A 12980-nucleotide genomic window follows, 5' to 3' on the forward strand; every position below is an offset into this window, starting at 1 on the left:
CGCGGTGGGCGAACCGCTTCTCCAGTTCTGGGCCTGCCTCGGCCGGAACTTCGATTGCATTGATCTTCACCACTGGCGGCATGTCGCTAGGCTACCCCGTTGCATGCCCGCCGCTACCCCGACCTAGTGCACGCCAGGATGGTGATATGCCCAGCGATCTGTTGACTTGCCACGGAGGCGATGGCGAGCCACTGGTGCTGGTGCACGGCCTGATGGGGCGCGGCACCACGTGGACGCGCCAGCTTCCATGGCTGACCCGGCTGGGCACCGTCTACACCTACGACGCGTTGTGGCACCGGGGCCGCGACGTCGACGATCCGCATCCCGTCAGCACCGAGCGCTTCGTCGCCGATCTGGCCGACGCGGTCAGCACAGTGCAAGCACCTGTCCGAATGGTGGGGCATTCGATGGGTGCTTTGCACTCGTGGTGTCTGGCCGCCATCCGCCCGGAACTGGTGTCCGCGCTGGTGGTCGAGGACATGGCGCCCGATTTCCGAGGCCGCACCACCGGCCCCTGGGAGCCCTGGCTGCACGCGCTTCCAGTCGAATTCGATTCCGCTGAACAGGTATTCGGGGAATTCGGGCCCGTTGCCGGGCAGTATTTCCTGGAGGCCTTCGACCGCACCGCCACCGGTTGGCGGTTGCACGGCCACACCTCGCGATGGATCGAGATCGCGGCCGAATGGGGCACCCGGGACTACTGGGAGCAGTGGCGCGCGGTGCGCGTCCCGGCGCTGCTCATCGAGGCGGGCAACTCGGTGACGCCGCCCGGGCAGATGCGAGAGATGAACGAAACAGGCCAGGCCACAAGCTATTTGCAGGTTCCGCAAGCCGGGCACCTGGTCCACGACGAAGCGCCGGCCGTCTACCGGGAAGCCGTCGAGTCATTCTTCGCCGGCTAACCCGAAGCGGCCGTCGGCCGTCTGGGTTACCAGGCCGTCGGCGAGCAGCGAGTAGAGGGCGCGGTCTCGCTGCGCGGTGTCGGTCAGCCAAGCCACGTCCAGCTCGGCCCGGGTGACCGGAAAGTTGCTGGCGCGCAACACATCCAGTAAGCGGCCGCGTACCTGCCGGTCGGTGCCCGCGTAGGTCTGAACGCGTCGCGGCGGCCCTTGCGGCGGGGGATAGCCGGCATGCCGCCACGCGCACCGGCTCAGCGGGCACAACCCGCATTTCGGCGTGCGCGCCGTGCACACCGTTGCGCCAAGTTCCATCAGCGCAACCGAAAACACCGGCGCCGTATCGTCGGTCGGCAGCAGCGCCGACACGTCGGCGTGGTCTCGCGTCGCCGAGGCCGCACCGGCGTCGGCCAGACCGTGCACGACACGGGCCACCACCCGGCGCACGTTGGTGTCCACCACCGGAACCGATTGGCGGTAGGCGAAGCAGGCTATGGCGCGCGCGGTGTAACTGCCGACGCCCGGCAGGGTCAGCAGGGTGTCGACGTCGTTGGGAACGACGTCGTCGTGGTCGCGGGCGATGACGGTCGCGCATTCGTGTAATCGCTTGGCGCGCCTCGGGTAGCCGAGCTTGCCCCAGGCGCGCAACACCTCACCGGCGCTGGCCGCCGCGGTCGCCGACGGCGTCGGCCAGCGCTGCACCCAGTCCGTCCAGATCGGCAGCACCCGGGACACCGGGGTCTGTTGCAGCATGAACTCGCTGACCAGAATCTGCCACGCGCTGACGCCGGGCTCACGCCAGGGCAAGTCGCGGCGGGCCCGGGCGTACCACTGAAGAAGTTCATCCGCTCCGATGAGCGGAACGCTAGTCATTCGCCGCCGCGGCACAGCAGAATGGCTGCCATGCCCAACACCAGTCCGGCCACAGCGTGGAAAACACTCAAAGAGGGTAACGAGCGATTCGTCGCCGGTAGCCCCGAGCACCCGAACCAAAGCGTCAAGCGTCGAGCCAGCCTGACCAGCGGCCAGCAGCCGATCGCGGCGATATTGGGTTGCGCGGACAGCCGGGTCTCCGCCGAACTCCTCTTCGACCAGGGTCTGGGCGACATCTTCGTGGTTCGCACCGCCGGGCAGGCGATCGATTCGGCCGTGCTGGGTTCCCTCGAGTACGCGGTGGCCGTGCTCAACGTGCCCCTCGTGGTGGTCGTCGGCCATGACAGCTGCGGCGCGGTCAAGGCGGCCGTCGGTGCCATCGACGACGGGGCCATCCCACCCGGTTTCGTGCGCGACGTGGTGGAACGCGTCGCCCCGTCGATCCTGATGGGCCGCCGCGACGGCCTGAAGAGCGTCGAAGAGTTCGAGAAGCGGCACGTGTCCGAAACCGTGGCGCAGCTCGGGTCGCGTTCGACGCTGATCGCCGACGGTCTGGCGAAGGGAACGCTGGCGATCGCCGGCGTCACCTACCACCTGGCCGACGGGCGTGCGGAGTTGACCGACCACGTCGGCGACATCGGCGAATAAGGAGCGGATAGCCCGCTTGCAAGGCTGCCACTAACACGGCGGTCAGTCGGCAAACCCCGCGACACGCCGAGTCGGGTCAAGCGAATCGACGTGACCTGGGCCTACGCTGCGAACGTGCTCGATCTGGAACCGCGTGGCCCGCTACCCACCGAGATCTATTGGCGGCGCAGAGGCTTGGCCGTGGGCGTCGCGGTCGTCGTGATCGGGATCGTGGTCGCCACGGTCATCGCTTTCATGGGACACAACGCGGGTGCTAAACCCGCCAGTGCCGACAAGTCCAACTCCGGTCAGAACAAGGCCGGCGCGCCGCCCGCACCGCAGGCGCCGCCGCCGGCGGATCCCGGCGCCCCTGGCCAGGCTCCGGCCCCGGTGCAGGGCCAGAACCCGGAGACGCCCACTCCGACCGCGGCCGTGCAGCCGCCGCCGGTGCTCAAGGAGGGCGACGACTGCCCCGACGCGACGCTGGCGGTCAAGGGTCTGACCAACGCGCCCCAGTACTTCATCGGTGACCAGCCGAAGTTCACGATGGTCGTCACCAACATCGGGTTGGTGGCGTGCAAACGCGATGTCGGAGCCGCCGTACTCGCCGCCTACGTCTACACGCTGGACAACAAGCGACTGTGGTCGAACCTGGATTGCGCGCCGTCCAACGAGACGCTGATCAAGACCTTCACGCCGGGTGAGCAGGTGACGACCGCGGTGACCTGGACCGGCATGGGCTCGGCGCCGCACTGCCCGCTGCCGAGGCCGGCGATCGGGCCCGGCACCTACAACCTCGTCGTGCAGCTGGGAAACCTACGCTCGCAGCCGGTTCCGTTCATCATGAACCAGCCGCCGCCACCGCCCGGCCCGGTTCCGGCCCCGGGCCAGCCGGGTGCGGTGCAGCAGCCGGAGGCACCGCCGGTGGCCCCGGTCCCCGCGGGCTGAGCCTTCTAGTTCAACGGGTCGGCGATAGTCGACTCGGCGAGCTGCGATAGTCCCTCGCGCACGTGCCGGGCCCACATCCCGCCGATTCCGTCGACCGATTGCAGGTCATTTGCGCTGGCCGCCAACAAAGTCTGCAGCGTCCCGAATGTGCGGACCAACAGGTCGGAGTGCGCAAACTGCAGCCGCGGGATGCTGTCGAGCGCGCGGTAGCCGCGGGGGCTGACCGCCGAATCCTGGGCATCGGCCGTCGTCGGGTATCCGAAGACCTTTGCCAGCGCGGTCAAGTCGAGCAGGTCGGTGTCCGACAGGGCGTCCAGCTCGTCGAGGGTGGCGGTCATCTGCACTTCGGACAGCGGCTCGGGGCTGGAGTGATAGTCACGCACGGTCAGTTCCCGAGCGGTGTCGACGCCGCCCAGCAACTCCTCGAGTTGCAACCGCAGCTGGCGCCCGTCGGTGCCGAGTTCGACGGCGTCGTAATCGATCACCAGGCCGATGCGGCGGACCAACTCGAGCCGCTGCACCACCGTAAGCACGTCGCGCAGCGTGACGAAGTCCTCGATCTCGGCTCGCGACAGCTGCCTGCTGACCTCGTCGAGCTGGGCCTTGTACCGCTCCAGCGTCGCGAGCGCCTGGTTGGCCCGCGACAGGATGGTCGCGGAGTCCGTCAGCACGTGCCGCTCGCCGCCGACATAGACCGTCACGATGTTCATCGAATGGCTGACCGAGATCACCGGGCAACCGGTCTGGATGGCCGCACGTTCCGCCGAGCGGTGCCGGGTCCCCGATTCGTCGGTGGGTATAGACGGGTCCGGAACCAACTGCACGTTGGCCCGCACGATGCGGCTGCCGTCGGTGGACAGCACCACGGCGCCGTCCATCTTGGCGAGCTCGCGCAGCCGGGTCGGCGCGTAGCGGACGTCGAGGGCAAAGCCGCCGTCGCAGATCGCCTCGACGTTCTCGTCGTTGCCGAGGACGATCAGCGCGCCGGTGCGGCCGCGCAGGATGCGTTCCAGGCCATCACGCAGCCCGGTGCCCGGAGCCAGGCGGGCGACGGTCTCACGCAGGGTCGGACGGGTCACAGCGAGTCATTGTGCGGCCCCAGTGCGTTGTGCGTCCAGCCTTTGCGGTGGTCGGCGATGTCGATCATGTGCTGCAGCGCCGCGACGATGGTCGGCGCCCGCAGCGCGCGCATCCCATTCGGCACGATGTTGCGCCGGGGGTCGTCGCCGTCGGGGATCAGCGCGATGCTGAATCCCTGTCGCGCGGCCTCGCTCAGGCGACGTTCCATGCCGCTGACCCGCCGCAGGTCGCCGGCCAGGCCGACCTCGCCGATCATCACCGCCGTGGTCGGCAGCGGGAGGCCGGCATGCGCCGAGGCGAGCGCAACGGCGACCGCCAGGTCCGAAGACGGGTCGGTCAGCCGCATGCCCCCGACGGTGGACAGGTAGATGTCGTTGATCGCGATGGGCAACTTGCCGTGCTTTTCCAGCACGGCGGTGATCATCGCGGCCCGGGAATTATCGATGCCGCTGACGGCCCGGCGGGGCGACCCGCCCGACGGCGTTGCCAGCAGGGCCTGGACCTCGCCGATGAGCGGCCTTTTGCCGTCCAGCGTAACCGTGATCGCGGTGCCCGGAACCGGCGCCGGACGCTGATCCAAAAACAGGTTCGACGGGTCGGCCACCCCCTCGATTCCGTTGTCGTGCAACAGGAAACACCCGACCTCGTCGGCGGCGCCGAACCGGTTCTTGATTCCCCGGACCATGCGCAGCGAACCATTGCGGTCGCCCTCGAAGTGCAGCACCACGTCGACGAGGTGTTCCAGTGAGCGTGGCCCGGCGATGGCCCCGTCCTTGGTGACATGGCCGACGAGGAACAACGCGACGTTGTTGGCCTTCGCGGCGGCCGTGAGAGCGGCGGTGACCGCCCGGACCTGCGTGACCCCGCCGGAAACGCCGTCCGCCTCGGTGGTCGACATGGTCTGCACCGAGTCCACGATCACCAGCGCGGGCTTGACCGTCGCGATGTGCTCGAGCACCGTGTGCAGGTCCGATTCGGCGGCCAGGTAGACCTCGTCACCGCCACAGCCGGTGCGGTCCGCACGCAGCCGGATCTGACCGGCCGACTCCTCACCGGAGATGTAGAGCGCGCGCCGGCCGGACTCCGCCCAGCGATGGGCGACCTCGAGCAGCAGCGTCGACTTGCCCACGCCCGGGTCGCCGGCCAGCAGCGTGACCGAACCGGGCACCACGCCGCCGCCGAGCACGCGGTCGAGCTCGCTTATGCCCGTCGCGCGGTGCTGGCTGACGTTCGGCTCGATGGACGTGATCGGGACGGCTTGCGAGGCCGACGCCAGCCCCGCCCGGCGGCCGCCGGCGCCGACAGCGGCGAGCACCGGAACCTCGTCGACAGTGCCCCACGTGCCGCACTCCATGCAGCGCCCCACCCACTTCGCGGTGAGGTGCCGACATTCTGAACAGCGGTACTGGGAGCGTGCGTTTGCCACGCAATGAAGGTATCGAGCTCCTACGACAAGCCCCCGCTACGACAGGCGGTTATGCCTAGTCGGATTTGCCGGGCGGCTGCGCCAGGCCGGCGGAAATGGGCACCTGCATGGTCGCCTGTCCGGCCTTTTCGAAATTGAAGGTGAAATTGTAAAGAAGACCATTTGAAATGGGTTTGGACAAAGTGATCGTTGCCTTGGCCGCATTGGTGTTCGAGCCGACGGGACCCGGCGCCACCTTCTCCCCCTCCGGGGTGCCGATGAACAGCATCCCCGCGGCCGGCAGTCGGGTGTCGCCGCTGACCGCGACCGAGCCGATGTCACTGGTGATGCCGACGAGCTTGTCCGGGGTGTCGGGCGATTGGTTGATCGCCACCAGCACCAGCTCGACGGTGCGGCCTGGTTGCACGAAGTCACCGGTCTGCGCGGCCTGAACGCGGACGTCACGCAGCGCGACGTTGTTGAACGTCGCCTTATTGCCGTTGATGGCTGGGTTCTGGACGGCCATCTGAGAGACCTGTCCGGCCCCGCAACCGCTGAGCAGCGCCGCCAGGAAGGCGACCAGGCAGGCGACGACAACCCTGATCTTGAAGCGGTTCACTCGATGCCTCCCGGGCAGGTTCGACCGAATTCAGACTGTGCGACTAACGCAACTATGCACAGTAGTAGGAAGGGTTCGCGCGCGATAGCGCGGGGCGCAAGACCAGCGCAGGAGCGGCCTCGGGGCCCGAATAAAGCCGTCAAAGCGGCGTTGGTATCGTGCCTAACTGCACGTCTTACTGCTCCTGTCAACCCCTAACCTGCGCGTGTTGTGGCCCCTGACCTGCATCGTTGCTTCGCGCGCGGTTGGGCGGCGTGTTAGGATGAAGTAACGAAAGGGGCTCGAATCAGATGATCTTCAAGGTCGGCGACACCGTTGTTTATCCGCATCACGGTGCTGCGTTAGTCGAGGCGATTGAAACCCGAACCATCAAAGGGGAGCAAAAAGAATATCTCGTCTTGAAAGTGGCGCAAGGAGACCTGACCGTTCGAGTTCCCGCCGACAACGCCGAGTATGTCGGTGTCCGCGACGTTGTCGGGCAAGAAGGCCTCGACAAGGTTTTTCAGGTGTTGCGCGCCCCGCACACCGAAGAGCCGACGAACTGGTCGCGCCGCTATAAGGCCAATCTGGAAAAGCTTGCCTCCGGTGACGTGAACAAGGTCGCCGAGGTAGTCCGCGACTTGTGGCGTCGCGACCAAGAGCGTGGTTTGTCCGCCGGCGAGAAGCGCATGCTGGCAAAAGCTCGCCAAATTCTGGTCGGTGAATTGGCGTTGGCCGAAAGCACCGATGACGCGAAGGCGGAGACCATTCTCGACGAGGTTCTGGCCGCCGCTTCCTGAAGGCCCTGACACTCAGGTGGTCGGGGATTCTGGCGCCTCGGGGGCAGTAGTTGCAGTGGTCCCGGCCGCAGGGTCGGGCGAGCGGCTCGCCGCGGGTATCCCAAAAGCTTTTTGTGAGGTCGACGGGCGCACGCTGCTTGAGCGCGCCGTGACCGGGTTACTGCAGTCCGGCGTCGTCAGCCATGTCGTGGTGGCGGTTCCCGCCGACTGGATCGACCAGGCCGAGCAGGTCATGGCCGATCAAGCCACCGTGGTCGCCGGCGGGTCCGACCGCACCGAGTCGGTCAGCCTGGCCCTGGCGGCCCTGCCCACGGCCACCGAGCCCGAGTTCGTGCTGGTGCACGACGCCGCTCGGGCCCTGACACCGCCCGCCTTGATCGTGCGCGTGGTCGACGCGTTGCGGGGCGGCCATCGCGCCGTCGTGCCCGCGCTGCGGCTGCATGACACCATCAAGGCCGTGGATGCCAACGGGGTGGTCCTGAGCACGCCGGAACGGGCCGGCCTGCGCGCCGTGCAGACCCCGCAGGGCTTCGCCACCGATTTGCTGTTGCGCGCCTATCGCGCCTATCAGGGGGGCGCCAGCGCCGGCTTCACCGATGATGCTTCGCTCGTCGAGCATGTCGGCGGGCAGGTTCAGGTCGTCGACGGCGACCCGCTGGCGTTCAAGATCACCACCCAGCTCGATCTGTTGCTGGCCGAAACGATCGTGCGCCGGTGACCGAGTTGCCGCGCGTCGGCCTGGGCGTCGACGTACACCCGATCGAATCCGGGCGGCCGTGCTGGCTCGTCGGGCTGCTCTTCGCCGATGCCGACGGCTGCGCCGGCCACTCCGACGGCGACGTCGGGGCGCACGCGCTGTGCGACGCGGTGCTGTCGGCAGCGGGGCTGGGCGACGTGGGAGCGGTGTTCGGGGTCGACGATCCCCGCTGGAAGGGCGTCAGTGGCGCCGACATGCTGCGCCACGTAGCCGAATTGATAGCGGGTCACGGCTTCCGGATCGGAAACGCCGCCGTGCAGGTCGTCGGAAACCGGCCAAAGATCGGCCCGCGCCGCGCCGAGGCGCAGCAGTTGCTGTCGGATCTGCTCGGGGCGCCGGTGTCGGTATCGGCGACGACGACCGACGGGCTGGGCCTGACCGGGCGCGGTGAGGGCATCGCCGCGATCGCCACGGCGCTGATAGTCCCCGGCGGGTAAGCCGGGCGCCGGTTAACCACCCGGTAAGCTGGCACGTCGTGACCGATCGCGCCCGCTTGCGGCTACACGACACGGCAGCCGGTGCTGTGCGTGATTTCGTTCCGCTGCGCGAAGGCCACGTCTCCATCTACCTGTGCGGCGCCACCGTCCAGGGGCTGCCGCACATCGGCCACGTCCGCAGCGGGGTGGCCTTCGACATCCTGCGCCGATGGCTGATCGCGCGGGGTTGCGACGTCGCCTTCATCCGCAACGTCACCGACATCGACGACAAGATCCTCAACAAGGCCGCCGCTGCCGGCCGGCCGTGGTGGGAGTGGGCGGCCACCTTCGAGCGCGCGTTCTCCGCCGCCTACGACGCGCTGGACGTCCTGCCGCCGTCGGCGGAGCCACGGGCCACCGGGCACATCACCCAGATGGTCGAATTGATGGACCGTCTGATCGAAAGCGGCCACGCGTACCCCGCCGGTGGCGACGTCTACTTCGACGTGCTCAGCTACCCAGAGTACGGGCAGCTGTCCGGCCACCGGATCGATGACGTCCATCAGGGCGAGGGTGTGGCCACCTGCAAGCGCGATGAACGCGACTTCACGCTGTGGAAGGCCGCCAAGCCCGGCGAGCCGTCGTGGCCTACCCCGTGGGGCCGCGGCCGACCGGGCTGGCACCTGGAGTGCTCGGCGATGGCCCGCACCTACCTGGGGGCGGAATTCGACATTCATTGCGGGGGAATGGATCTGGTCTTCCCGCACCACGAGAACGAGATCGCCCAGAGCCGCGCCGCCGGCGACGGATTCGCCCGCTACTGGCTGCACAACGGCTGGGTGACGATGGGCGGCGAGAAGATGAGCAAGTCGCTGGGCAACGTGCTGGCCATACCGGCGATGTTGCAACGCGTGCGCCCGGCCGAGCTGCGCTACTACCTGGGTAGCGCCCACTACCGGTCGATGCTGGAATTCTCCGAGACCGCCTTGCAGGACGCGGTGAAAGCTTATGTCGGAGTTGAGGAATTCCTGCACCGCGTCCGTACCCGGGTCGGCGGCGTCGAGCCCTCCGAACCGACCCAGCGGTTCGCCGAGGCCCTCAACGACGACCTCGCCGTCCCGGCGGCGCTGGCCGAGGTGCACGCGGCGCGCGCCGAGGGCAACCGGGCGCTGGACACCGGCGATCACGAAGGCGCGCTGCGGCATGCCCGCGCGATCCGCGCGATGATGGGCATCCTGGGCTGCGATCCGCTCGACGAGCGCTGGGAGTCCCGCGACGAGACGTCGGCGGCGCTGGCCGCCGTCGACGTGCTGGTCCACGCGGAGCTGAAGAGCCGGGAGAAGGCGCGCGAGGAGCGCAACTGGGCGCTTGCCGACGAGATCAGGGATCGGCTGAAGGCCGCTGGCATCGAGGTCACCGACACCGCCGACGGGCCGCAGTGGTCGCTGCAGGGCGGTGACACGAAGTAGATGGCCGGCAACTCGCGGCGCCGGGGCGCGATACGCAAATCCGGCACCAAGAAGGGCCCCACCGTGGGGTCGGGCGGCCAGCGTCGCCGGGGCCTGGAGGGCCGCGGCCCGACGCCGCCCGCGCACCTGCGTCCCAACCACCCCGCCGCCAAGCGTGGTCAGACCCAGGGGCGCCGATCGGCGCCGCGGGGCAAAACCGACGAGACCGAAACCGTGCTCGGCCGCAACCCGGTGCTGGAATGTCTGCGCGCCGGGATCCCGGCGACCGCGCTCTACGTGGCGCTGGGCATCGAGGCCGACGAGCGGGTCACCGAATCCGTCACTCGGGCAGCCGATTTGGGCATCGCGATCCTGGAGGTGCCGCGGCCCGACCTGGACAAGATGACCACCAACCATCTGCACCAGGGCATCGCGCTTCAGGTGCCGCCGTACAACTACGCCCACCCCGATGATCTGCTGACGACCGCTCTGCAGTCACCGCCGGCATTACTGGTCGCGCTGGACAACATCTCCGACCCCCGCAACCTGGGCGCCATCGTCCGCTCGGTCGCCGCGTTCGGCGGCCACGGTGTGCTGATCCCGCAGCGGCGGTCGGCTTCGGTCACGGCGGTCGCCTGGCGCACCAGCGCCGGGGCCGCGGCCCGCATCCCGGTGGCGCGCGCCACCAATCTGACCAGGACACTGAAGGATTGGGCCGGCCGCGGGCTGCGGGTGATCGGGCTGGACGCCGAGGGTGACACCCTGGTCGACGACGTGGACGGCGCCGATCCGGTGGTGGTGGTCGTGGGGTCGGAAGGCAAGGGGCTGTCGCGGTTGGTGCGACAGAACTGCGACGAGGTCGTGTCGATCCCGATGTCCGGTGACGCAGAATCGCTGAACGCCTCGGTGGCCGCCGGGGTGGTGCTCGCCGAAATCGCCCGCCAGCGGCGGGTTTAACGCCCGTGTCCGGTTGGTCGGCGCGCCTTTGTGCCGCCCTGGCGGCCGTCCTGGTCGCTGTACCGACGCCTACGGCGGGCGCGCAAGGCTTCGCATTCGATGTGCAGGCCCATGCCGGCGGCCGCGGCGCGGCGACCGGTGAGTCGCTGCGCGCCTTCGCCAAATCGCTCGAACTCGGCGTCAGCACGCTCGAACTCGACATCAACGTCAGCAAGGACGGCCAGCCTCTGGTGTGGCACGACCCCGTCATCGAGCCCGACCAGTGCTCGGACACCGGGGCCGCCTTCGCCGGCGATCCGTCCTATCCCTACGTCGGAAAGCTGATCCGCGAGTTGACGCTGGCGCAGATCCGGACGCTGGACTGCGGCAAGCCCAACCCCCAATTTCCCCGCGCGGAAGTGGTGCGCGGCAACAAAATCGCGGTCCTGCCGGAAGTCTTCGCGCTGACCGACTCCTACCGCGCCGACGTCCGCTACAACATCGAGACCAAGGTGCAGGCCGATCACCCGGAATCCTCGGCCTCGCCGCAGGAGTTCGTCGACGTGGTGTTGGGCGCGGTCCGGGCCGCGGCCAAGGTCGACCGCGTCGAGATCCAGAGCTTCGACTGGCGCACGCTGCCCCTGGTGCACCAGGCGGAACCGTCGATCCCGTTGGTCGCGTTGTGGGATGAGCAGACGTGGGTCCCGGATTCGCCGTGGCTGGCCGGTGTCAACCCAGCCGTCGTCACCGATCCGATCGTCGGAGCCATGAGCGTTGGGGCGAACATCGCATCGCCGGCTTATGCCGTGGTCGACAAGGCCTTCGTCGACCGCGCTCACGCGTTGGGGCTCACGGTCATACCGTGGACGGTCGATGACCCGGCCGCCATGCGCCAACTGATCACCGACGGCGTCGACGGCCTCATCACCAACTATCCGGCGCTGCTGCGCACCGTGCTCGCCGAACTGGGGATGCCGCTGCCGCCGGCTTATCGGCGGCCTTAGCACGCGGAGGCTGGATTAAATCCGCCCACAGACGCCATCGCGCGGTTATAGTCGCCGAGTGATCGGCGCCGAGCCGCTTACCGGCCGCGACAGCGAGTTGGGGGTCATTCGTCGCGCCCTCAGCGGGAGCGGCAAGCAGGCGGGCGTGGTGATCGTCGGGCCGGCCGGGGTCGGCAAGACGTGGCTGGCCCGGGAGGTGTTGCGCCGCGCCGAGGCGTCGGGCGAGCGCACGAAATGGATCGTCGGCACGGAATCGGCGCACGCTCTGCCGCTCGGGGCTTTCATCGGCTCGCTGGGCGACGCGATGTCGGACCCGCTGACGAACGTGCGACGGGTCATCAATTCGTTTGTCGCGCAACAGCGTCGGGGCCGCACCGTAGTCGGGGTCGACGACGCCCACCTGCTGGACGGATTGTCCGCGCTCGTCATTCACGAGCTTGCCCAGTCGGGCGGCGCCCGGTTGGTGATCACGGTGCGCTCCGGCAGTCAGGAACCCGATGCGGTGACCGCGTTGTGGAAGGACGGGCTGCTGGCTCGCCTGGACCTCGAACCGCTTTCGGCGAAGGCCGCCCGCGAGGTGATCGAGAAAACACTGGGCGGCCCGGTCGACGCGCGCAGCGCGACCCGGTTCCGGGAGCTGACCGGGGGCAACACCTTGTTCCTGCGGCAGTTGCTGTCCGATCAGGTGGCAGCCGGCCAGATGCGGCAATCGGCCGGGGTGTGGGTGTGGCACGGCGACGTCGCGGTCTCGGCCAGCATGTCCGACACGCTGGCACGCCAGATGGGCCAGCTGAATCCCGAGGTGGCGACCGTGGTCGACACCCTGTCGCAGTGCGAACCGCTCGCCGTCGAGGTGCTGTGCGATGTGGTGCCCCGCCGCGACCTGGCGGTCGCCGAGAGCATGGGCCTGGTGAGCGTCGAGCGCACCGCGGGCGGACTGATGGCCAGGCTGGCGCACCCCCTGTTCGGTGAGCTGCGCCGCGCGAGCGCTGGCGAGATGTACCTGTCGGCGATCCGAGGCAGGCTCGCGACGCGGCTGGCGCGCAACGGCGACGTCGACATGCAGGCCACCGTGCGACGGGCGCTGCTGAGCCTCGAGTCGGATTTGGACCCCGACCCCGAGCTGTATCTGGAGTCGGCGCGGCACGCCATGACGCTCCTGGATCTGGAGCTGGCCGACCGGCTCGCCACC

The 12980-nt window shown here is 68.7% G+C and carries 14 protein-coding genes and 1 pseudogene; 10 read left to right on the plus strand and 5 right to left on the minus strand.

Going from position 1 to position 12980, the window contains the following annotated elements; all coding sequences use genetic code 11:
* Positions 1-82 (minus strand): annotated as a pseudogene (locus JOZ00_RS03245) (antibiotic biosynthesis monooxygenase); the annotation flags it as partial.
* Positions 83-146: 64 nt separating this feature from the next.
* Here JOZ00_RS03245 and JOZ00_RS03250 point away from each other — a divergent pair.
* Positions 147-902, plus strand: a complete 756-nt coding sequence (locus tag JOZ00_RS03250; protein ID WP_293339556.1) for an alpha/beta hydrolase — start codon at positions 147-149, stop codon at positions 900-902.
* Here the strand turns inward: JOZ00_RS03250 and JOZ00_RS03255 are convergent.
* A complete protein-coding gene (locus JOZ00_RS03255) occupies positions 885-1769 on the minus strand; it encodes an A/G-specific adenine glycosylase (RefSeq protein ID WP_293339559.1) in 885 nt (294 codons plus the stop codon). The two genes, JOZ00_RS03250 and JOZ00_RS03255, sit on opposite strands and share 18 nt — an antisense overlap.
* 30 nt (positions 1770-1799) lie before the next feature.
* On the opposite strand from JOZ00_RS03255, the gene JOZ00_RS03260 reads away from it, so the two are divergent.
* Positions 1800-2417, plus strand: coding sequence for a carbonic anhydrase (locus JOZ00_RS03260; RefSeq protein ID WP_293339562.1), 618 nt, complete (start codon positions 1800-1802; stop codon positions 2415-2417).
* Positions 2418-2531: 114 nt separating this feature from the next.
* The gene (locus JOZ00_RS03265) at positions 2532-3344 is read left to right on the plus strand and encodes a hypothetical protein (protein ID WP_293339565.1); all 813 of its coding nucleotides are present in this window, start codon (positions 2532-2534) and stop codon (positions 3342-3344) included.
* A 5-nt stretch (positions 3345-3349) separates the two neighbouring features.
* Here JOZ00_RS03265 and disA read toward each other — a convergent pair whose 3' ends face one another.
* Genes disA through JOZ00_RS03280 form a run of 3 tightly spaced genes read right to left on the minus strand, consistent with a single transcriptional unit; the run spans position 3350 to position 6448 of the window.
* A complete protein-coding gene (gene disA / locus JOZ00_RS03270) occupies positions 3350-4423 on the minus strand; it encodes a DNA integrity scanning diadenylate cyclase DisA (RefSeq protein ID WP_293339568.1) in 1074 nt (357 codons plus the stop codon).
* Entirely contained in the window at positions 4420-5850 is a 1431-nt protein-coding gene (gene radA, locus JOZ00_RS03275; RefSeq protein WP_293339570.1) for a DNA repair protein RadA, read from the minus strand. The genes disA and radA overlap by 4 nt, the downstream gene beginning before the upstream one ends.
* A 55-nt stretch (positions 5851-5905) precedes the next feature.
* A complete protein-coding gene (locus JOZ00_RS03280; protein WP_293339573.1) occupies positions 5906-6448 on the minus strand; it encodes a hypothetical protein in 543 nt (180 codons plus the stop codon).
* Positions 6449-6738: 290 nt separating this feature from the next.
* Here JOZ00_RS03280 and carD point away from each other — a divergent pair, with 290 nt between their 5' ends.
* The 7 genes from carD to JOZ00_RS03315 all read left to right on the plus strand — a co-directional run.
* Positions 6739-7227, plus strand: a complete 489-nt coding sequence (carD, locus tag JOZ00_RS03285) for an RNA polymerase-binding transcription factor CarD (RefSeq protein ID WP_007166539.1) — start codon at positions 6739-6741, stop codon at positions 7225-7227.
* Positions 7228-7243: 16 nt separating this feature from the next.
* On the plus strand, positions 7244-7945 hold the full coding sequence (gene ispD / locus JOZ00_RS03290; protein WP_293339576.1) for a 2-C-methyl-D-erythritol 4-phosphate cytidylyltransferase: 702 nt from the start codon (positions 7244-7246) through the stop codon (positions 7943-7945).
* The gene (gene ispF, locus JOZ00_RS03295; RefSeq protein ID WP_293339579.1) at positions 7942-8421 is read left to right on the plus strand and encodes a 2-C-methyl-D-erythritol 2,4-cyclodiphosphate synthase; all 480 of its coding nucleotides are present in this window, start codon (positions 7942-7944) and stop codon (positions 8419-8421) included. Before ispD ends, ispF begins: the two co-directional genes overlap by 4 nt.
* A 38-nt stretch (positions 8422-8459) precedes the next feature.
* Positions 8460-9869: a cysteine--tRNA ligase gene (cysS, locus tag JOZ00_RS03300; RefSeq protein WP_293339582.1), complete on the plus strand. Its 1410-nt coding sequence runs from the start codon at positions 8460-8462 to the stop codon at positions 9867-9869.
* A complete protein-coding gene (gene rlmB / locus JOZ00_RS03305; RefSeq protein ID WP_293339585.1) occupies positions 9870-10805 on the plus strand; it encodes a 23S rRNA (guanosine(2251)-2'-O)-methyltransferase RlmB in 936 nt (311 codons plus the stop codon).
* 38 nt (positions 10806-10843) lie between these two features.
* Positions 10844-11788: a glycerophosphodiester phosphodiesterase family protein gene (locus JOZ00_RS03310; RefSeq protein ID WP_293339588.1), complete on the plus strand. Its 945-nt coding sequence runs from the start codon at positions 10844-10846 to the stop codon at positions 11786-11788.
* 58 nt (positions 11789-11846) lie between these two features.
* The coding region (locus tag JOZ00_RS03315) for an AAA family ATPase (RefSeq protein WP_366022241.1) at positions 11847-12980 on the plus strand (1134 nt) is incomplete at its 3' end.

Origin of the sequence: Mycobacterium sp. (assembly GCF_019243155.1) — a bacterium.
Taxonomy (GTDB): domain Bacteria; phylum Actinomycetota; class Actinomycetes; order Mycobacteriales; family Mycobacteriaceae; genus Mycobacterium.